We start from the raw sequence: 20,418 nt of genomic DNA on the forward strand, positions 1-20,418 counted from the left end.
CTTTTGACAGGAATACCTTTTCCACGTTGAACAGCCCAATTACGTTCCCTCTTATCTTTAACTTACGCCTGAATCGCGTCCATCTGGCCTTCTTCTTCCGCTTCCAATCTGCGCATGCCCACAACCAAAACAATAATGTTAGCTACCAACAACACAGCCGGGAACGGAACAGCAGCGTATTGTGCATAGATCAGATGACTTCCCACGGCCCCAATCAGAATGAAGGTCAGTATGCCAGAAGCCAGGATGCGAGTCCGTGGAATCAGCAGTCCTACAGCACTAAGCAACTCCGCAGCGCCCAGCAGATACATCGTCCATGTCGGATAAGAGAAACTTTCGAATGTCTGAATCATCATATCTGCCCCACTAATCTTGTTAAACCCCGTCATGACGAAGACACCTGCTAACACAACCAGAAAAACGTAACCCAAAATCTTGTTCATATGTAGATCCTCCTGTAACAAATTATATGTTCCTACTATGTAATGATTATTTTTGCTGCACATTGTAAAAAAAAAATCTATGTAAAAGTTCCCAAAGGTCACTCTGTTTTCAACCGTTCAGCCCAGTTCAATTTTCAGAATAGTACGCGTTCATATTATACGTATTATTTATCACCAACTTACTTTTGTGAAGTTAGTATATAATAATAATATAATTTCTTCAAGTAATTTTTCACTGTATGATGTATAATACATACAAAAGGTATGTTACAGTATATTTTGTAGTAACCCTCATTTACTTGGATGTCCTATATTCTTAAAGCGGCAGAAATCATGTCCTTTCATATACAACTTTGAAGAAAATCATTATGAATCGAGGTGAACACGTTGAAGCTGAAAAAAGTAAAATCACCAAGTCCCTGTATGATCACTCAAGCCATAGACATCATAGGCAAGAAGTGGGTACTGTTAATCATGTACCAACTGTTGTCCGGACCCAAGCGGTTTACGGAACTTGAAGCAGAGATGGCGATCAGTGGACGACTTTTATCGGAGAGATTGAAGGAAATGGAGACGGAAGGTATCGTAACCCGACACATGTTTCCCGAGATACCTCCCCGTGTAGAGTATGAATTGACACCGAAAGGCAGAGCCATTGAACCTGTCATTGATCAGATCTACAGTTGGTCATCCGACTGGTTGAAACAGCAGAAATCCGAGTAGTTGAATTGCTACTTAATAATCTCTACTCAACACAAATACGCCTGAATCAGGCTGATCTGCGGATCATTCCCTGATTCAGGCGTATTTATATTACCTTCAACCTTTTAATGAGAGAGATGTTTTGAAGGCTGAAGCTGTACCGGCAGACCGGAATCTGCCGATGCCAGCGCCGCCGTCGTAATCTCCTGTGTACGGCAGGCATCCGCATAATCGGACAGAATTCGTGAACGGTCTCCCGTACGCAGGGCGTGAATGAACGCTTCATTCTCACGCTCGTATGGGTTATGTCCTGCCGGAATCTCCAGACCTGCCATCGCATGTTTTGCGGCACTTGGCAGAAGCAAACGTTCTGGCGTCCAATCCCACACACCTGCATCCGTGTAGAACTGGAGTCCTGCGCCGCCCTCTCCGTCTGGCAACAGACATGTATTGGCGATACTGGCAATCGCTCCACTTTCCAGCTTGAGCGTCACATTTGCCACATCGGCTACGGTCACATGCTCATGCTTCTCATGCATGCTTCGCTGAGCTGCTACAGCATATACCTCCGTAACTTCTCCTGCACAATACCGAAGCAAGTCTACAATATGTGTAGTCTGCTCTACGAATTGCCCTCCTGAACCGTCCTGACGCCGCCACCAGGCGACCCCTGGCATTCCGCCCATCCAGCGGCCAAGAGCCATGCCGACCGTCTGTTCTTTCATCGCTTGCTGCAGGACCTGCGCAGCCTCCTGATAACGGAAATGGTATCCTACAGAGGTTAACAACCCACTCTTTTGCACCTGATCCAACACCTGACGCGGAACATCCATTCCGGTGCTCAACGGTTTCTCCACCAGGAATGGAATACCGCGGCGGATTAATTCGGACTCCATCGATCCATGAGACATCGGAGGCACACAGATATACACCGCATCCAGCTTCTCACCATCCAGCATATGTTCAAGTTCCCCGTAACCAACAGCATCATAAACGGAGGCCATAGCCTCTGCCTTTTCGAGCGATGTTCCACAGACACTCGCAACACGAACACCTTCCATCCGTGCGAGAATATCCGCGTGTACCTTACTGAACCAGCCTGTTCCAATGATTCCGATCTGTAATGTCATGGATGTAATCCCCTCTCTATGTTACACGCTTACATGTTCCATTCGACTCTCGATCTTGAAATCCTGCCTTAGATTTTGCCGGATGCTTCCAGCAACAGCTGATCCAGTTCCTCTGTATGTTTAACCTCTTGCTCTTCAGACCAGTCCAAACGACCTGCCATATACGAGATAACTGCTGCTTTATAGCGACGAACTTCATCAATACGGAAGAATAAATCACCTGTTCTTCGTACCAAAAAGTCAGATGGGGTTGCAGCCATCTCTTCATCAATCGCGTAATGTAGCATCAGCAATAACTCCTGTGGCATGCCATGAAGCTCGGACTTGGTGCGTGGATCGGGCATTCGCTCATACAGTGCCTCCACATTGGAACCATACGTGCGAACCAGCCGCTCCGCAGCCGGTCGGGCAAGCCCGAGGGCAACACCGTCCTTGATCTTGCGCTCCGCATACGATACAAATCCAGCCGATCCCCCTACATCACCGCCGGAGATGGGCATCTTCTTCGTTACACAAGGGCCTATGGAATGCCCACTCTCCTGCTCCATCTGGCGTGCGACCAGATCAACAACCATCTCGGCCATTTTACGGTATCCAGTTAACTTGCCCCCGGCAATCGTAATCAGATTGGATTCGGATACCCAGACTTCATCTTTACGTGATATTTCGGAAGGATTCTTGCCTTCCTCATGAATTAGTGGACGTACACCCGCCCATCCGGATTCCACGTCCTCGGTACCAATGTGTACATCTGGAAACATGCCATTAACTGCATCAATCACATAATCGCGATCCGAGTCGGAAATTTGCGGGTGTGCAGGATCATCCTGATATACAGTGTCGGTTGTGCCTACATAGGTTTTTCCATCACGTGGGACAGCAAAGACCATTCGACCATCTGGTGTATCAAAATAGACGGCCTGTCTTAATGGGAATCGTTCACCATCAAAGACCAAATGAATGCCTTTGGTCATCTGCAGTGTTTTCCCATGGCGTGAACCGTCCAATTCCCGCAGACCGTCCACCCATGGACCGGAAGCGTTGATCACCTTGCTTGCTTTTAGCGTATAGATCTGCCCATCGATCTGATCCACGGCTTCAATACCTGTAATCTTGCCATTCTCCTTCAGGAAACCTTTCGCCTTAACGTAGTTCACTGCCTGTGCCCCACGTTTGACAGCTTCTTTCATAACCTCTATGGTGAGCCTGGCATCATCAGTCCGGTACTCCACATAGATTCCACCACCCAACAACCCCTGTTTGCGTAACAGAGGTTCACTGTCTGACACTGCTCCAGCATTCAACATTTGGCGCCGTTCACTGCGCTTCACCCCGGCGAGCCGGTCATACACCATCAGTCCAATGGATGTGCTGAAGCGGCCGAACGTGCCAGCCGTATAGATCGGTAACAACATCGGTTCCGGTGTGGTCACATGTGGCCCATTTTCATAAACTACAGCCCGCTCCCGTCCTACCTCAGCAACCATCTTCACTTCATATTGCTTCAAATAACGTAATCCGCCATGGACAAGCTTGGTCGAACGACTGGATGTACCTGCTGCAAAATCCTGCATTTCTACAAGCGCCGTCTTCAACCCACGCGAAGCCGCATCCAATGCAATCCCTGCGCCTGTAATCCCGCCGCCAATAATCAATACGTCAAAATGTGCATTCGCCATATTTTGCAAATATTCGGTCCGTTGTGCTGACGAGAACGTTTCTGTCATTCTTGAACCTCCCATGATTTCCTTAATATTTCCGTAAAAAAAACAAAAAAAGGACCACGTCATTCGCTCAGCAATTGCTGAGCGGCACGTGGTCCCTCCCGATCTCCAGACATCATTTTTTTAACTTGTGCCTTTATCCTATCACAGATTTTTGACGGCGTGAAGTCCTGAAATGATACATTATTCAAAAAAAATTCAAAAAGTTGTTCTGCCAAAGGATGGAATTTCAAATGAATCCACTAACCTTGTTTTTTTCCTTATAGTGGATATATATTTTGCCTTCTCCAGGAAGAATAACCCTGTAAATCATGCATCATTTTCCACCAGTAAATATCATTTATAACATATGTTTAGTTAAAAAGTACAAATACCCACACCAAGAAATATTCATTTCATTTCTTTTATTTAAAAGCCATTGCTGCGTTCACTGCACGCTTCCAACCTGCATACAATTCTGTCCGCAGTTCCTCAGCCATAACAGGCTGGAAGACACGCTCCGTATTTTCATGATCCGTCAATTCATCCGCACTCGTCCAATATCCTACCGCCAATCCTGCCAGATAAGCCGCACCCAATGCAGTCGTTTCATTCACCGTTGGGCGTTCGACAGGAATGCCCAGAATATCACTCTGGAACTGCATGAGAAAATCATTGGCCGCCGCTCCTCCATCCACACGCAGAGCATGCACGGGAATACCCGAGTCGGATTCCATTGCCTCCAGTACATCTTTGGTCTGATACGCCAACGCCTCAAGCGTAGCACGGATAAAGTGTTCCTTTGTCGTGCCTCGGGTCAGGCCAAACACCGCACCCTTAACCTCACTATCCCAATACGGACTGCCCAGTCCCACAAATGCAGGTACCATATAAACGCCGTCTGTCGAAGGCACACGTGAGGCGTAATCCTCGCTATCTTTTGAAGAGCGAAGCATTCTTAATCCGTCACGCAGCCACTGAACCGCTGAACCTGCAACAAAAATACTGCCTTCGAGTGCATATTCAACCTTGCCATTCATCCCCCAGGCAATCGTTGTAATCAGTCCGTGATTGGATTGTACCGGGTTCTCTCCCGTGTTCATAAGCATGAAACAACCGGTACCATATGTATTTTTCATACTACCCTTGGTGTAACAACCCTGACCAAACATCGCTGCCTGTTGATCTCCTGCCGCTCCCGCAATCGGAATCCGATGACCGAAGAAATGATAGTCTGTTGTGTGTGCATACACCTCGGATGAACCTCGCACTTCTGGTAGCATAGCCTTGGGAATGTCGAGGATATCCAACAATTCGTCATCCCATTGTAGATCATAGATGTTATAGATCAGAGTACGTGAGGCATTGGATATATCCGTGACATGTGTACCCCCGCTCAGTTTCCAGATCAGCCAGCTATCAATCGTACCAAACAGCAGTTCACCCTTCTCTGCCCGCTCCCGGGCACCAGGGACATGATCCAGAATCCACTTCACCTTTGTTCCCGAGAAGTAGGGATCGATCAGTAATCCTGTTTTACGGCGGAAAAGGTCCCCGAGACCCTGTGTCTTCAGTTCTTCACAGATATCTGCGGTCTGTCTGGATTGCCATACCACTGCATTATAGATGGGTCTGCCTGTTTCTTTGTCCCATACCACAACGGTCTCACGTTGATTCGTAATTCCAATTCCGGCAATCTGAACAGGTTTAATTCCGCTCTCTGCCAGACATGAAGCCATCACGGCAAGAATGGAACTCCAGATTTCGTTGGCATTCTGCTCTACCCAGCCCGGTTTGGGAAAATATTGAGGGAATTCCTGCTGTGCAATGTGCACAATCTCCCCGCCACGGTTAAATAGAATAGCTCGGGAGCTTGTTGTTCCCTGATCCAGAGCCAATATATATTTTTCCATACAGACAACCTCCTGTTGTGGGTTCTTTTTAAGGTGTAAGCGATTTCTCGAAATGTCGGATCAGATCTGTGTTGGATGTGGTCACTGCCGTAGCCCCGACGCCAAGCGCAAGTTCAACCTCTTCCGGTGAACGAATCAATCCCCCCGCAATAATGGGTATCCCTGTACGCACAGATACTTCCGCAATAATATGCGGAATGACGCCAGGTAATACTTCAATATAATCAGGTTGGGTTTTGGCCAGCAACAGATAACTTTTCTCCAGTGCATGGGTATCCAGCAGAAAAATACGTTGAATCGCTGTAATGCCTTTCTGCTTTGCCTTCTGAATGACACTCGCTCGCGTAGAGATCAGTCCTGCCGGGCGAATGTGCTGACACAGATACTCTGCCGCATACTCATCGTTTTTTAAACCCTGAACCAAATCTGCATGCAAAAGTATCTTTTTGTCGTACCGCCGAGCCTCGTCCATTACACTCTGAAGCTGTGCAATATGCGTTTCCAGCATCACCCCATAGGTATAAGGGCCTTCAATCATCGCTTCAAACTGCTTCATGCTCTTTGCAGCCGGCAATATACGTTGTCCCTCAAATGGCACCTTGGTTCCTCCCGCATTCATCAGATGCCTATATTGTATAATCCGCACTGCGGGAACGGCAAGCCATTCCGTGAATCAGGAAAACCTGATCGCTACCCTATCATCTATAGCAAAAAGCCGCTGTTGTACTTCTCCATAACAGAGAGTACATCAACGGCTAGCCATCTATTCGTATACGTCTATAAATAATGATTAACCCTGCGCATGCGGAAGTAGCGTCTCTGCCCCAGCCCAACCATCACTTTCTGCCAAATGACCGGAACGGTTCACTTTCGTTTGCAGATATTTCTCGTTGAAAGCAGAGCGATCTCCCCATAGTGGCACACGTCCGCCCACATTCAATCCCGCTTCCTGCAAAGCAGCCAGCTTCCGTGGATTGTTGGTGATCAATGTAACCGGTGCGGAGCGAAGCGCACGCAATACGGCAATCGCATCGTCATAATTGCGGGCATCGTCTGTGAATCCGAGTTGCAAGTTTGCATCTACCGTATCCAGACCTTCTTCTTGCAAAATGTACGCCATCGCTTTGCTGAACAGACCAATGCCACGTCCCTCATGGTTCGCAAGATAGAATAGTGCGCCTGCTCCGTGAGCGGCGATCATTTTCATGGATTGCTCCAATTGGAAGCCGCAATCACAGCGTTTGCTGCCAAAGATGTCGCCTGTATGACAGATACTGTGCATGCGAATGAGCGCATCCTGTGCTTCGGCAAAGTCACCATACACCAGAACACTGGATTGTTGACGCTCTGCCAGTTCAGCCTCAGCAAGAGATTCGATTAACTCGCCGCTCTCCATCGCTTTGTCCGATTTCATCCAGCTGTACCACTGGAATGTCTTGGTCTCCCCATCGAGGTTAACCGGAAGCTTGATGGGTCCCACCAGGTATATGAACTCTTTTCCACTCGGAAAAGTCTGGATTTTGGGGGCAAGCAGTTGAATAATATGTGAATTGATCATTGTCGTTCCTCCTGTTTAGGCCAACTTGTCTGTTGATTGATTCGCATCCAGCGTGAAATTGGATCACTTGGATGTTATATAGTACGTATCTATATTATTCTCATCATCATTAGTTACTTTATGTAAGTTAGTTTAGAATAAAAATTATAATGTGTCAAGTAACTTTTATTTTTAAAGTAACTACCCAATTTATGTTACGCAATCGACACAAATATGTGTTTCATTTTAGGAATATTGGGTATGAGTTTATAAACTGCTCATACACTAATGTTGTAGTCCAAAGCACTTCATGCCTCGAACTTAATGATGAGGGGGTAATACACATGATCCGCCGGAAAAGAACATGCTGGACAGCCATACTGATGGTCTGCGTCCTGCTCATAAGCGGATGCTCCATCTGGCCCGGACAGGACGATTCAGCGAACAACAAAAAGGTAGCGCTTACATTATGGTACTGGAATCGTTCCATCGATGATAAGTTGATTGCCAGGGCTAAGGAAAAGTTCCCCAATATCGAACTGACAGCTCAGAAAATCGGCGGTGATTTCAAAGCAAAACTCAAAACAACACTCGCTGCACGCTCAGGTGAACCAGACATTGTAGCATTGAACGACTGGATCATGGAGCTATTCCCCAGTGAGGACCGTTTCTATAATCTGTATGATCTCGGTGCAGGAGATATTGAAGACCAATATCTACCGTGGAAATGGAAGCAAGGCGTTACGCCAAGCGGACAGATGATTGGTTTCCCGATGGATACGGGCCCAACAGCCCTCTTCTACCGAGAAGATCTGTTCAAGGAGGCCGGATTGCCATCTGATCCCGAAGACGTTACACGCCAGATCAACAGTTGGGATGCATATGCTGCTGCCGGAGAACAGCTCAAGGAAAAATTCGGTGGCAAGGTTTTTCTAACCGACAATATTGCAACCGTTTACAATCAAGTCATATCGCAGTCTGCGGAGCGTTATTTCCGGCCAGATGGGTCCTTTATCGGCATGGATTCCCCTATTGTGGGCAAGAGCTGGGATACGGCCGTTGCTTTCAAAGAGAAGGGACTGCTAGCCAATGCAGATGGCTGGACTCCAAGCTGGAACGCCGCAATGAATAATGGCGAAATCGCCTCTTTCGTGGGCGCTGTCTGGATGAAACAAGTTCTTCAGGAAGCCGCTCCGGATACATCCGGGAAGTGGCGGGTCGCTCGGGCACCAGGGGGAGATGGCAACAACGGAGGATCATTCCTGTCCATCCTGAAGTCGAGTGAACATCCTCAGGAAGCCTTTGAACTGGTTCGCTGGCTGCAAAGTCCCGAAAATCAACTGGAGCAATATCAGACATTGAACCTTTTCCCTTCTGCACCAGGTGTGTTTGATGATCCTGCCATGAAAGAAAAAGAACCTTTCTTCGGTGGACAGGCGACAGGGCCTGTATTTGCCGAATCGGCACAGGATGTGCCAGATGCTTTCTTTGGCGAACGATATCCATCCGTACACAACATTATCACCCGCCGGCTGAATGATGTCGCGAAGCAAAATGCCGATCCACAGCAGGTCTGGACAGATACGGTACACCGCGTCGAGCGGGAATTGCAACGTTAACCTGAACAACGTGTGGTTTCGTTATCCGCAAAGGAGGAATTCATATGGCTGTAACTGAACCTCGTCTTACTCCCGATCCCGGAAATGCAAGACCTGATCTGGATCGGCAGAAGTCACTGTGGTCCAGGATGTGGGAGCATCGTGCACTTTATGTCGCGATATCGCCGTTTTATATTCTGTTTGCGGTATTTGGGCTGTTCCCAATCGGATTCTCACTCTATCTGGCTTTTCATAAATGGGATGGCATCGGTGTCATGACGTTTAACGGGTTCAACAACTTCAAATACATGCTGACCGATGCCGAGTTCTGGCAAGCCGTGGGCAACACGTTCATGATCTGGATCTATTCGACGATTCCGATGCTCTTCTTCGCCCTGATTATTGCCTTTTTGCTGCATGCACCATTTGTGAAGTTTCGTACCCTGTTTCGGGTCGGTTATTTTCTGCCAAACGTCACATCCATTGTAGCGGTAGCCATTATCTTCGGTGCTTTATTTGCCAACAATTATGGCTTTCTCAATTATCTGTTGCAGTCGGTCGGGCTACCTGTTGTGGAGTGGCTTAATGCACCATGGGGCATTAAAGTCGCAATCTCCTCCATGGTGATCTGGCGCTGGACCGGATATAACGCCGTCATCTATCTGGCCGGACTTCAGAGTATTCCGCAGACGTTATACGAAGCGGCCAAGATTGATGGCGCATCAGCGATACAGTCCTTTTTCCGAATTACAATTCCGATGTTGCGTCCTGTGATCCTGTTTACGGTCATTACATCAACGATTGGCGGTATGCAACTGTTCACCGAGCCACAAGTATTGGTAGGCAATGACGGTGGCGCAGGTGCAGCTGGCATGACGATTGTACTGTACCTCTACCGTGAATCCTTCATTAACAATTACTTCGGATATGGCGCTGCCGTTGGTTGGGGCATGTTCCTCATTATCGCCCTGTTCTCGATTGTGAACTGGAAGCTTGTTCAAGGCAAATCATCCTGATGTAATAAGGGGGAGCGCACATGGCGACCAAACACCTCAAATCGCTGGTGTTGTATACCGGTCTTATCGGGGGCATGCTCATATCCATGTTCCCGTTCTATTGGCTGATTGTAATGTCTACCCGGACAACGTCCGATATCTACAAGTTTCCACCCCAGCTCTGGTTCGGGGGCGAATTGTGGAATAATATCACGCGGGTGTTGCAGCAGATTGACTTCTGGGGAGCTTTTTTGAATACGTTGTTTGTGTCGGGCCTCGTGACCATACTTGTACTGTTTTTTGACTCACTGGCGGGATTTGCGTTTGCGAAGTTTGAATTTCCCGGCAAAAAGTGGCTCTTCATCCTGCTCCTCGCGACCATGATGGTACCTTCTCAGCTGTCGCTGGTGCCTTCCTTCGTACTCATGGCTACGTTCGGTTGGGTCGGTTCCTTCAAAGCTCTCATTATTCCGGGCATGGTGAACGCCTTCGGCATCTTCTGGATTCGCCAGTATGCAACAGAGTCCATTCCCAACGATCTGCTGGATGCGGGCCGCATCGACGGCTGTAATTTCTTCCGACTCTATTGGAACGTGGCGCTGCCAATTCTGCGACCTGCCTTTGCTTTCCTCGGCGCGTTCACCTTTATCGGCGTATGGAATGATTATCTGTGGCCTTTGATCGTCCTGACAGATGAACGCAAATACACGTTGCAGATTGCGTTGTCTCAATTAAACGGGCTGTATAACACAGACTATGCCATGGTTATCGCTGGTACGTTGCTTGCCGTCATTCCGCTCATCGTTATGTTCCTGTTCATCAGCCGCCAGTTTATTTCGGATATTGCCGCAGGGGCGGTGAAGGACTAAGATTGTGGCATTTTGATCCATCCCTCAAGTCTGATATTCTTATCTATAGATGAAATAACAGATGCCATATAAGTTGGATGAATAGCGCCACCTTATATATTTAAGAAAGAGGGATGACAAAATGGCTTCTTCACCCTATATGATCGGCGTAGATATCGGCACGACCTCCACCAAGGCCGTCTTGTTCGAACAGAACGGAACCATTGTGGCTCAAGGCAGTGCCGATTATCCGCTACACACCCCTACACCTGCGATTGCGGAGCAGGATGCGGAAGATATTTTCAAAGCAGTCATCGAGTCCGTTAAACAGGCCACTTCCAAAGCGGGAGTGAAGCCAGAGGACATCCTGTTTGTATCCTTCAGTTCGGCCATGCACAGTATTCTGCCAGTCGATCAACACGGCAAACCGCTGATGCGGGCCATGACTTGGGCAGATAATCGCAGTGCCGAGTGGACGGAAGTACTCAAATCCGAGATGAATGGTCACGAAATCTATCTGAGAACAGGTACGCCGATTCATCCGATGTCCCCTCTCACCAAGATCATGTGGCTCACCCGGGATCAGCCTGAATTGTTCAGACAGACGCACAAATTCATATCCATGAAAGAATATGTTTTCTATAAATTATTTTCTGAATACGTCATTGATCACTCCATGGCCTCCGCCACCGGACTCATGAATCTGGAGAAACTCGACTGGGATGCAGAAGCACTGCATGTGGCGGGCATCACGCCGGAACACTTGTCCCGATTGGTCCCAACCACACATGTGCTGAAACATGGGTTGCACCCGGAGTACGCCAAGGAGATGGGCATTGCGGTCACCACACCGTTTGTCATCGGTGCAAGTGATGGTGTGCTCTCCAATCTGGGCGTGAACGCCATTGATCCGGGCGTCGTGGCCGTGACCATTGGTACCAGTGGAGCGATTCGTACAGTCGTAGATAAACCGGTGACCGATCCCAAAGGACGCTTCTTCTGTTATGCGCTCACGGAGGATGCCTGGGTCATTGGCGGACCGGTGAACAATGGCGGTGTTATTTTCCGCTGGATTCGGGACGAGTTTGCAGCTTCCGAGGTGGAGACTGCGAAACGACTTGGCATCGATCCATATGAAGTGCTCACTCGTGTTGCTGAGAACGTACCTCCGGGTTCGGAAGGTCTCTTGTTCCATCCGTACATGACAGGTGAGCGGGCTCCGCTCTGGAATCCGAACGCACGCGGCTCGTTCTTCGGCCTGACGCTGCATCATAAGAAAGAACATATGATTCGCGCTGCGCTCGAAGGTGTATTGTTCAACCTTTATACCGTCATGCTGGCGATTGAAGAAAAGATCGGTCGGCCGAAAAAAATCCAAGCAACAGGCGGCTTCGCCCGCTCTGAGTTGTGGCGTCAGATGATGGCCGATATTTTCGATCAGGATGTCATCATCCCCGAAAGTATTGAAAGCTCCTGTCTCGGCGCTGCTGTACTGGGCTTGTACGCTCTTGGCCGCATCGATTCCCTGAGCGCTGTCTCCGGCATGATCGGATCAACGCATCGGCACCAACCAGACCCGGACAGTGTCCGCGTGTACCGTGAACTGCTGCCGATCTTCATCCGCATCTCCCGCAAATTCGAAGAAGAGTATGCGGATATCGCTGCCTTTCAGAATAAGACGATGCAGGGGTAGGGAAGGCGTGGGATGTTACACGTCGGAGATTCAAAAAGTCGAACATGGAATACGCTAACGAATCGTAGACGTCTTATTTGAAGCTTTTAGCATGTTTTCAAAATCTAACGAACCTGAGCCACCTTATATCGGCTTACATGGGCAAAAACCTGCACAAGAACTGAAAATTTAGCCTATTAACTTGTCTGTGGTTCGTTAGAAAATCACTTTTGCCAAATACCCTCCAATAGCATGTGTACAGTTCGTTAGAATTAATACGAGATACCGTAAGTTAAAGAGACCCACCCCGCCATGGTTATGTCCATATGGGAATGGGCTTTTTTTCATGCACAGACTATATAAACTCTATTTAGATTGGATCAAATTTATCTCTCATCATACTTGGAGCTTCCCTTTATGTTCTATTAAAGTATCCAGGGGCCGCCACAGCAACCGTCCTAAAATAGAAAAACCTCTTTTCCAGTTCCTGATTCTCTGGCGTAAACTCGGTCAGAAACTCAACTGAATTCATCATTTCTTCGGTCATCACGCTAGGTCTCCACAAAGCCAATTGGATGTCTTTGAAAATAAAAGAAAATCCCAACTCCGCATCGATGTCTCGAGTATATGGTGTCTTACTATCTATTAGCTTAACGAGATCATCAGCCTTTGTTCGAAAAACATCAATATTATCATATGTAAGGACAACATCAGATTCATCAGGTGGATAATCGTGTGGATTAGTTACTTCAATGAAATAGAGTTTATGTTCCGAATCATACTCCATTTGGTTGTAGAGCTGACTAATCTCCGGGGTGATGCACTCAATGATCTCTTCTACCTCTGATTTACTCATTCCCAACTTAAATGGTCCAATACCGACCATCGGTATGACCTCTAAAGGTTCCATGGCGTTTCGGTTCCCAACTTCGTTCATGTAGTTCACTCCTCTGTATTCCAACAAATAAGAATTATAACGTTCATCCCTTTATTCTAATCCTACCCTAAAAAGAATGATTGAGCATGTTGGGTATAACAAAACCCCACAGCATGAAAAAGCGGTGGAGTTAAGGTTTCCTATCTTTTATTGATTCAGATTTCTAACAACTATAGAACTGAAATCCTAGATTTTAATTACTGATTATACTTGCTGAACGCATTCTGATCGGCCTGTACATTCTCCAGATATACAATATGCCCCGCATCATTTACACGCGCGATATCGATGCCTGCTTTGGCATATACCGTTCCGTCTGCCGCTTGTCCGCATACCGCCCAGTTGGTCTGGTAGCTGCCGTCAGGCTGTTGCACCCACGCGTCCCACATATGTTTTACATCCTTATTGTACTCGTAGAAAGCTTTCATGAAACCATCGAATCCTGATCTGCTGGTGCCGTTAAGCACAATCTCTGCGTCAGGTGTAAACAGGGACAATAAATCCTGCATGGCGCGCTCATCTGTACGTGAAGCATCAAATAAACGGAAATAGTTGTTCAACAGTGTAGTGGTACTCATAGTACTCATTTATATTCCTCCTAGAATAAAAATCCATTTTCCAATCTTTCAGTTCGAATATTTTCGAACTATTGAAAAGAAATGTATCACACTTCTTATACTGCCTGCAAGAAATATATAAGTTGAGACCGACTTTTACACTAACACGGAGAGTGCAGAACCAATCTGAAGAAGCGAAGCGTTCGCCTTTATCACCGGATTTTTCCCTTGGACCAAGGGAATAAAGAAAATCTGGGGATAAGAGCGATCGAAAGATGGTACCGCAATCGGAGTAAACAAGTGTAATAGTTACAGTTCAACTTCTATAGTTCGAAATTCTTCAAACATTGAAAGAGAAAGCCGAATATGCTAACGTCATAGATATGAGAATTCCAACGATACCTATGGCTTCGGAATTGAAGCTGACCACGGTCTGCAATGCATTGGGTGATCCGATCCGCATGAAAATTGCACACTGTTTGGCCAGTTCTGGCGAGAAAAACTGTTCCGCTTTCGAAATAGACCATATTTCCAAATCCACGTTGTCCCATCACATCAAAATTTTACGTGGAGCTGGCGTAATCCAGCCACGCATTGAAGGTAAACAGCACTTTTATTCCCTACGAAAGGAAGAGCTAAACACACGTTTTCCAGGCCTCGTCGAGATGATTCTGAATACAACCGAGGAATACGTAACATAGGCCCTAGATAAATTGAATTAACCCTTTAGACAAGAACGTAGAGGGCAGAAATAACCTGAAGAAGCGGAGCTAAAAGCTTTCTGCAAGAAAGCTGCATCGTAAGCATACGCTATCACCAGAATTTCACCTTTTAAAAGTAAATCGAAAACTCGGGGGATAACAGCGATCGGAAGGTTGTTCTGTCATCGAAGTGGCAAGGATAAAAACTCTTTAGTTCAAATCTTATAGATCAAAGCATCACAATGATCATAATCGCAATTCCCATAAAGGAGGCTAACCAATGGACAAAAAGGCAGCAAAGATACTGCTGAGCACCTTCTGGGGAGGTGGTGGCTGGAAAACAACCTCTCCACCCTTCTCTGGAGATGAATTTGAATATGCCAAAAGCAAAGGTGTCATGTTCGATCCACTCACGATCACGCATGACGAGATTGTCCAGCGTCTGTACGACATGCATCAGGAGGACTCGTTTAAGGAACGGGTGATTTCGGCATTTCTACATAGTCTGTCCACCAAAAAAGCCTATCTACACAGCGCATTATCCAGCTGGGCTTTAACATCGAACATGCCTTTACACACCTATGCAGAGCGCCCTGCCCTTCACCCTAACACCAGTGCCTGTGGGGATTGTAATTTCCTGCGTTTGCAGTCAGACAAAGAATATACCAACGTCGACTTAAACGTCCTTAATTTTGAACGGATTAAGTGGGGCGGCGTTCGTCATGGCTGGCTTATCTATTGCCTAATGGATTTGGAATTACTGCTTCAGGACAACGATGCGAACTATGAAGTAACTCCTGAAGACCAAGCCATCCTGGTCAACCTGCTTGAAGCAGCTCAGACGGAAGACCCCAAAGACAGTGCTCGCTCACTTGAGAAGAAGTGGAAGGATCTCTTCCCTTCCAGCAAACAGGAGCGAGATGCCCTGCTGGAAATCTGGGCGGCAGCCGGCATACTGGCTCCTGGAGATAAACCGAGAAAACGCAAAGGTGGTTCCAGTGATTTTGTCTTTGCAGCAACCTGGCAAGGTGATGATGGATATCATACAGAAGCCGTAAAACATTATTTCGGCTCCTATCTTCCTCACATGCAATAAAACCTGAACTTTTGCTCACCTTTGCGTACGTCTGGTTACAATAATGACATCGACAGATTTCCTGTTTAACTCGTATAATAAGGGGAAATTGGTAGATGGGAGTGAAACAAGCGAGTTTATGGTATACATACTGGCTTTTATAGTGTCTTTTGCTGTCGTGGTTCTGCTTATTCCACCGCTTGGTCGATTGGCTCACCGGCTCGATTTTGTGGACAAGCCTCGGGAAGATGTGGAGCGTAAGCTACACAGGCAACCTATCCCGCTCACGGCGAGTTACGCGATATTTACTGGATTTTTCCTGACATACATTGCTCTGACGAAAGAAATCACATGGGAAACAGCGGCTCTGGTCGCTGGTGGTATGCTTCTGCTAACGATTGGTACCGTCGACGACTGGTACAAAACAAAAGGCAAAGATTTTCCTGCCCTGCCCAAAATGCTCGTACAAGTCTCTGCGGCAGTACTCGTATTTGCTTCTGGCATTGCGTTCACCGGATTTGTGAATCCCTTCAACGCGGAATATGTCATGCTTCCGATCTGGCTGCAATTCATTCTCACGATCCTGTGGATCTTCGGGGTGACAACAGTCATCAACTTCTCGGACGGCATGGACGGACTGGCTGGCGGGTTATCGGCCATCTCGGCAATTACCCTGTTCATCGTGGCGCTTGCCAAAGGTCAAAGTGATTCCGCACTCATGTCGATCATTCTAGTCGGTGTAACGATTGGTTATCTGAAGTACAACAAAGCTCCTGCCAAAGTGTTCATGGGTGATGCAGGCGCTACGTTCCTTGGCTTCATTCTGGCGGTTATCGCTCTGGATGGTGCATTCAAACAAGCAACCATGTTGTCCATCTTCATTCCGATTCTGGCGCTGGGTGTACCGATCTTCGACAACATCTTTGTCGTTATCAAACGTTTCATTCAAGGTAAAGCGATCTATCAGGCCGATGCAAGTCAAGCTCATTATCGGTTGCTGCGTGCCGGATTGAATCAAAATCAGGTGGTGGGTGTGCTGTATCTAGTCAGCACATGTCTGTGTCTATCCTCCATTATTCTGATGTTAGTGGAGTTATAAAACCAAAATAACAATGAAAATAATAGAAGCCACCTTCATTGCGTTGAGGGTGGCTTTCTTATGATGTTTTTTGGATCGCTTGCCTTTTTTTCTTTTCAGTTAAAGCGGAGTGATTCTAACTTACGATTTAACAGCCCCTGCCATAGCACCTCCAACAATGAAACGTTGCAAAGCAACGTACAGGACAACCAGTGGCAAGGTAACAATCAGAATGCCACACGCGAGCAGCGGCCAGTTGTTCATGTACTGTCCATAAAATGTAAAGAGCCCTTTGGTTACCGGCTGATAATTCGGATCAGATAAATAAATGGTCGGCCCGATAATATCGTTCCATACACCAATCGCGGTAAGAATAATACCTGTTGCCAGGATTGGTTTCATTAACGGAACAAGGATGGTGAACAGATACCTTGTATACCCGCACCCGTCCATGGCAGAGGCCTCATCCAGTTCACGCGATATTGATTTGATATAACCCACAAACATGAGAAAGGCAATGCCCGTACCTGTCGTCTTCAATAAGATGTAACCGATTTGGGTGTTGTAAAGACCCAGATTATTGATCAGGGAAAACTGCGGAATGAGCGGGTTGGGAAGGTACATGGAAATTAGAAAGAAAATATAAATGAGTGTGCTGAATTTAACATATCTGCGTGCGAGCGGGAATGCAGCAAATATAGATAAAATCAACGTCAGCAGGGTGGACATCCCTGTATAGAGCACACTGTTCCACATATACTGAGAGAAGTTCCCTTTGTTCCATGCTTCGGAAAAGTTCTCAAGCCGGATCCCTTCAGTAAGAGCTACAGGATCGAGCAGATACTCTGTCTGTGTCTTCATGGATACATTGAACAGATAGAATAGAGGGAAAACGTACAACGCAAGCATGAGCAGAACGATAACGTAGCTGACCATTCTGGACGTTTGGCTCTGTTTCATTACGCTTCCACCTCTCTTCTGCGAAGGTAAAATAAAGCGACCATCGATATGGTAAATACAAAGAGGAACTGAATCATCGCCACAGCAGAAGCCAAACCGTAATCAGCCGTTCCTGTGCCAAATGCCGTAGCATAAACATCAAACGCAAGCGTCGTTGTATTGAACTTGCCGCCTGTAAGTACATAGATAATATCAAAGGTTTGCAATGCCCCTATGATAGACAAGAGCATGTTAACCGTGAATGCAGGAGCAATCATGGGGAATGTAATGTTCGTAAATGCTTTCCATCCCGAAGCACCATCCATGTAACCCGCCTCATACAGATCGCTCGGAATAGACTGCAGACCTGCAAGAAAAATCGTCATGGAGTAACCCATGTACATCCAGATTTGAACAAAAATAATCAATTCGAAGGCAATATTATAATCGCCAAAAAAGTTGGAACTGGTACCCAAGAAATTCAGAAAGGACTGGGCTGGTCCGCCCAGCGGATTTGCAACGAGTTGCCAAATGAGTCCAGACACAGTAACCCCCAGCACCACTGGCAAAAAGAATACCGCACGATATAATTTATCGCCTCTAAGCTTTTTATTGATCAAAATCGCTATAAACAAACCCACTGCATTTTGTACGATCACAACAGCAAACGCAAAGTATAAGGATCGCCCAATAGCATCCATTCGGTCTCCAGCATTGGATGCACCAAAAAATGTTTTATAGTTTTCAAAGCCGATAAAGCTCCATTCCTGGCCCCGAACACCAGTAGCATCTGTAAACGAAAACAGTATCGTCACAAGTGATGGACCGAAGCCAAACACGACATAAAGTAACAACGGAATGCTCAAATACAGATAAGGAATAAGTCTTGCCTTACCTTTCCCAAACGGATACATCGTCCTCACACCTTTCATGGGGTAAAACTAAGACATAAGAAAACCGGAATAACAGCCTTGTCTGGCCTGAAGGCTCAGACCCGAGCGCTATTCCGGCGCATGCGGCCAACTTGTGCCATGAATATGAATGATTATGAATTACTTTGGAGCAGCAGCATCCCAGTCCGCTTGGGATTTACCTGCAAGCTCTTCCGGTGTTGCAATCGGTCCGGCTGGCTTGAGCATCTCTGCGTGAACGCTGGCCTCCGAAATGTACTGTCCTACATTCTGACGGTTAATGAACAACTGATCCCAAGATAGTTTAAAGTCCTCCAGGTAAGGCTGAATGCCTTGGATAAACTCACTTGTCATCTCCACATCAGGCTGTGTAGGCAGGAAGCCGGCTGCATTCACAAATTCCGTGTAGTTCTCTTTCTCCGATAACATATCAAGCCATTTCATTGCGTAATCCTTGTTCGGTGAGTTATCCACCACCATCCAGGTCATATCGTATTTACCCGCCAGATTTTTGTTCTTGGCTGCATCATTGCTACCTGGAATTGGGAAATATCCAAACTTCAGATCAGGGTTGGCCGTTTGAATTGTTGTTGCATCCCAAGTGCCGTCAGCAATCATAGCCACCTTGCCTGTAGCGAACAAACTGGGCAATGTTCCGTAGTCAATACCCATGAAACCAGGCATTGCATTGTTCATCAGATCCTGAGATTTCTGCAAGACTTCAAGTTGAACCGGATCAGTCAGCTTGGTTTCACCAGTCCATAGACCTTTGATATAAGCAAGCTGATCTTCATGAATAGAGGCCTGAAGCCCTTGCACCGCAAGACCTATTGGCCATACATCTTTACCCGCCAGACCCAGCGCTTCGACACCATTGTCTTTGAACACTTTGATAACATGTTGCAATTCATCCCAGGTTGTAGGGATTTCCAGATTATATTTTGCGAAGAGTTCCTTATTGTAGAACAGTCCTGTGAATGCCACCTTGCCCATGTTTACACCGTACACCTTATCGTTATACGTCATTGCGTTCTGTACATCCGCTTCATTGTAGTTTTTGATAAAAGATTGATCAGACAGATCACTGATTAACCCGGCATCGATCCATTGCTTCCACATCGGATCAGCAGCACCACTGGACCATTCCTGCGGAGCGCCTACAAAGCTTGATTTGAGTGGAATGATATCTACGTCCCCATTACTTCCGGCGTTCATCCGTGTTTGCATCAACTGATCGTATGTCGCGTCTGCCGGAACCGTAGTATATTCCACCTTTACGTCCGGATATTTCGCTTCAAATTTCGTATTAAACTCTTTGATGTAGTTGTTAATATTCTCTTGCTGCCAGTGAATGATCTTCAAGGTAACTTTTTTGCTGCTGTCTGTAGCCTGAGTTCCTTCTGATTCCGAAGAGCTGCTACTACAAGCGGCGAGCACACATAATAAAGCGGTTACAAGTACAATGGCTAAAGTCATTTTCTTCATTTTCGTTGTCCCCCATATTTTTGAATTAAATCTACGAAATCAGTTTCGTTAATTCCACCCTTATTATGACTTCAGATCTTTATTTTGTAAATAGTCATTTTGTTTTTTTGATTTCTATACTCCAACCCGCTTGATAAAAGCTTTATTTATTGCTGTATACGTTGAAATCAAGGTAACCTTTACGATAGTCACGA

At 46.7% G+C, this 20,418-nt stretch carries 19 protein-coding genes; 8 read left to right on the top strand and 11 right to left on the bottom strand.

The genetic code is table 11. The features are described from left to right. Positions 1-62: 62 nt before the first annotated feature. Positions 63-443 (bottom strand): DoxX family protein, encoded by a 381-nt coding sequence (locus MKY01_RS30010; RefSeq protein ID WP_051447288.1) that lies wholly within the window; start codon positions 441-443, stop codon positions 63-65. A gap of 423 nt (positions 444-866) precedes the next feature. Between MKY01_RS30010 and MKY01_RS30015 the strand changes: the two genes are divergently transcribed. Continuing rightward, positions 867-1,166 carry a helix-turn-helix domain-containing protein gene (locus MKY01_RS30015; protein WP_026081419.1) on the top strand — a complete coding sequence of 100 codons (300 nt, stop codon included), beginning with the start codon at positions 867-869 and terminating at the stop codon, positions 1,164-1,166. A gap of 104 nt (positions 1,167-1,270) precedes the next feature. Here MKY01_RS30015 and MKY01_RS30020 read toward each other — a convergent pair whose 3' ends face one another. The 5 genes from MKY01_RS30020 to MKY01_RS30040 all read right to left on the bottom strand — a co-directional run bounded on the left by MKY01_RS30020 (position 1,271) and on the right by MKY01_RS30040 (position 7,449). Continuing rightward, the gene (locus MKY01_RS30020) at positions 1,271-2,275 is read right to left on the bottom strand and encodes a Gfo/Idh/MocA family oxidoreductase (protein ID WP_339284643.1); all 1,005 of its coding nucleotides are present in this window, start codon (positions 2,273-2,275) and stop codon (positions 1,271-1,273) included. 68 nt (positions 2,276-2,343) lie between these two features. Continuing rightward, positions 2,344-4,002 carry an FAD-dependent oxidoreductase gene (locus MKY01_RS30025; protein WP_282319983.1) on the bottom strand — a complete coding sequence of 553 codons (1,659 nt, stop codon included), beginning with the start codon at positions 4,000-4,002 and terminating at the stop codon, positions 2,344-2,346. A 401-nt stretch (positions 4,003-4,403) separates the two neighbouring features. Beyond that, positions 4,404-5,891: a glycerol kinase GlpK gene (gene glpK, locus MKY01_RS30030; protein WP_282319982.1), complete on the bottom strand. Its 1,488-nt coding sequence runs from the start codon at positions 5,889-5,891 to the stop codon at positions 4,404-4,406. Between the two features lie 28 nt (positions 5,892-5,919). Beyond that, the gene (locus tag MKY01_RS30035) at positions 5,920-6,489 is read right to left on the bottom strand and encodes a glycerol-3-phosphate responsive antiterminator (RefSeq protein WP_074092664.1); all 570 of its coding nucleotides are present in this window, start codon (positions 6,487-6,489) and stop codon (positions 5,920-5,922) included. Between the two features lie 192 nt (positions 6,490-6,681). Beyond that, entirely contained in the window at positions 6,682-7,449 is a 768-nt protein-coding gene (locus MKY01_RS30040; protein WP_036667921.1) for a GTP cyclohydrolase II, read from the bottom strand. 362 nt (positions 7,450-7,811) lie between these two features. Between MKY01_RS30040 and MKY01_RS30045 the strand changes: the two genes are divergently transcribed. From MKY01_RS30045 to gntK, 4 genes are all read left to right on the top strand, one after another. Then, a complete protein-coding gene (locus MKY01_RS30045) occupies positions 7,812-9,047 on the top strand; it encodes an ABC transporter substrate-binding protein (protein ID WP_047841063.1) in 1,236 nt (411 codons plus the stop codon). A gap of 116 nt (positions 9,048-9,163) precedes the next feature. Continuing rightward, complete coding sequence (locus MKY01_RS30050) at positions 9,164-10,042, top strand: sugar ABC transporter permease (protein WP_339287293.1); 879 nt, start codon at positions 9,164-9,166, stop codon at positions 10,040-10,042. A 20-nt stretch (positions 10,043-10,062) separates the two neighbouring features. Further along, the gene (locus MKY01_RS30055) at positions 10,063-10,890 is read left to right on the top strand and encodes a carbohydrate ABC transporter permease (RefSeq protein WP_036612996.1); all 828 of its coding nucleotides are present in this window, start codon (positions 10,063-10,065) and stop codon (positions 10,888-10,890) included. A 121-nt stretch (positions 10,891-11,011) separates the two neighbouring features. Then, positions 11,012-12,562 (top strand): gluconokinase, encoded by a 1,551-nt coding sequence (gene gntK / locus MKY01_RS30060; RefSeq protein ID WP_282319980.1) that lies wholly within the window; start codon positions 11,012-11,014, stop codon positions 12,560-12,562. A 394-nt stretch (positions 12,563-12,956) separates the two neighbouring features. On the opposite strand, the gene MKY01_RS30065 is transcribed toward gntK, so the two are convergent. Together MKY01_RS30065 and MKY01_RS30070 are read right to left on the bottom strand one after the other, a co-directional pair. Further along, the gene (locus MKY01_RS30065) at positions 12,957-13,478 is read right to left on the bottom strand and encodes a hypothetical protein (RefSeq protein WP_339284646.1); all 522 of its coding nucleotides are present in this window, start codon (positions 13,476-13,478) and stop codon (positions 12,957-12,959) included. Between the two features lie 197 nt (positions 13,479-13,675). After that, positions 13,676-14,065 carry a nuclear transport factor 2 family protein gene (locus MKY01_RS30070; RefSeq protein WP_339284648.1) on the bottom strand — a complete coding sequence of 130 codons (390 nt, stop codon included), beginning with the start codon at positions 14,063-14,065 and terminating at the stop codon, positions 13,676-13,678. A 353-nt stretch (positions 14,066-14,418) separates the two neighbouring features. Between MKY01_RS30070 and MKY01_RS30075 the strand changes: the two genes are divergently transcribed. The 3 genes from MKY01_RS30075 to MKY01_RS30085 all read left to right on the top strand — a co-directional run bounded on the left by MKY01_RS30075 (position 14,419) and on the right by MKY01_RS30085 (position 16,910). Continuing rightward, entirely contained in the window at positions 14,419-14,736 is a 318-nt protein-coding gene (locus MKY01_RS30075) for a metalloregulator ArsR/SmtB family transcription factor (RefSeq protein WP_339287295.1), read from the top strand. A 280-nt stretch (positions 14,737-15,016) separates the two neighbouring features. Further along, positions 15,017-15,832, top strand: coding sequence for a hypothetical protein (locus MKY01_RS30080; protein WP_339284650.1), 816 nt, complete (start codon positions 15,017-15,019; stop codon positions 15,830-15,832). Between the two features lie 118 nt (positions 15,833-15,950). Further along, positions 15,951-16,910 (top strand): MraY family glycosyltransferase, encoded by a 960-nt coding sequence (locus tag MKY01_RS30085; protein WP_036613004.1) that lies wholly within the window; start codon positions 15,951-15,953, stop codon positions 16,908-16,910. Between the two features lie 120 nt (positions 16,911-17,030). Here the strand turns inward: MKY01_RS30085 and MKY01_RS30090 are convergent, their stop codons facing one another. From MKY01_RS30090 to MKY01_RS30100, 3 genes are all read right to left on the bottom strand, one after another. Then, a complete protein-coding gene (locus MKY01_RS30090; protein WP_074092669.1) occupies positions 17,031-17,849 on the bottom strand; it encodes a carbohydrate ABC transporter permease in 819 nt (272 codons plus the stop codon). Continuing rightward, a complete protein-coding gene (locus tag MKY01_RS30095; RefSeq protein ID WP_127551445.1) occupies positions 17,849-18,742 on the bottom strand; it encodes a sugar ABC transporter permease in 894 nt (297 codons plus the stop codon). Before MKY01_RS30095 ends, MKY01_RS30090 begins: the two co-directional genes overlap by 1 nt. 138 nt (positions 18,743-18,880) lie before the next feature. Beyond that, a complete protein-coding gene (locus MKY01_RS30100; RefSeq protein WP_036667929.1) occupies positions 18,881-20,224 on the bottom strand; it encodes an extracellular solute-binding protein in 1,344 nt (447 codons plus the stop codon). Between the last annotated feature and the right edge of the window lie 194 nt (positions 20,225-20,418).

The sequence above is a fragment of the Paenibacillus sp. FSL R5-0486 genome, from assembly GCF_037975155.1.
GTDB classification, from domain to species: Bacteria; Bacillota; Bacilli; order Paenibacillales; family Paenibacillaceae; genus Paenibacillus; species Paenibacillus amylolyticus.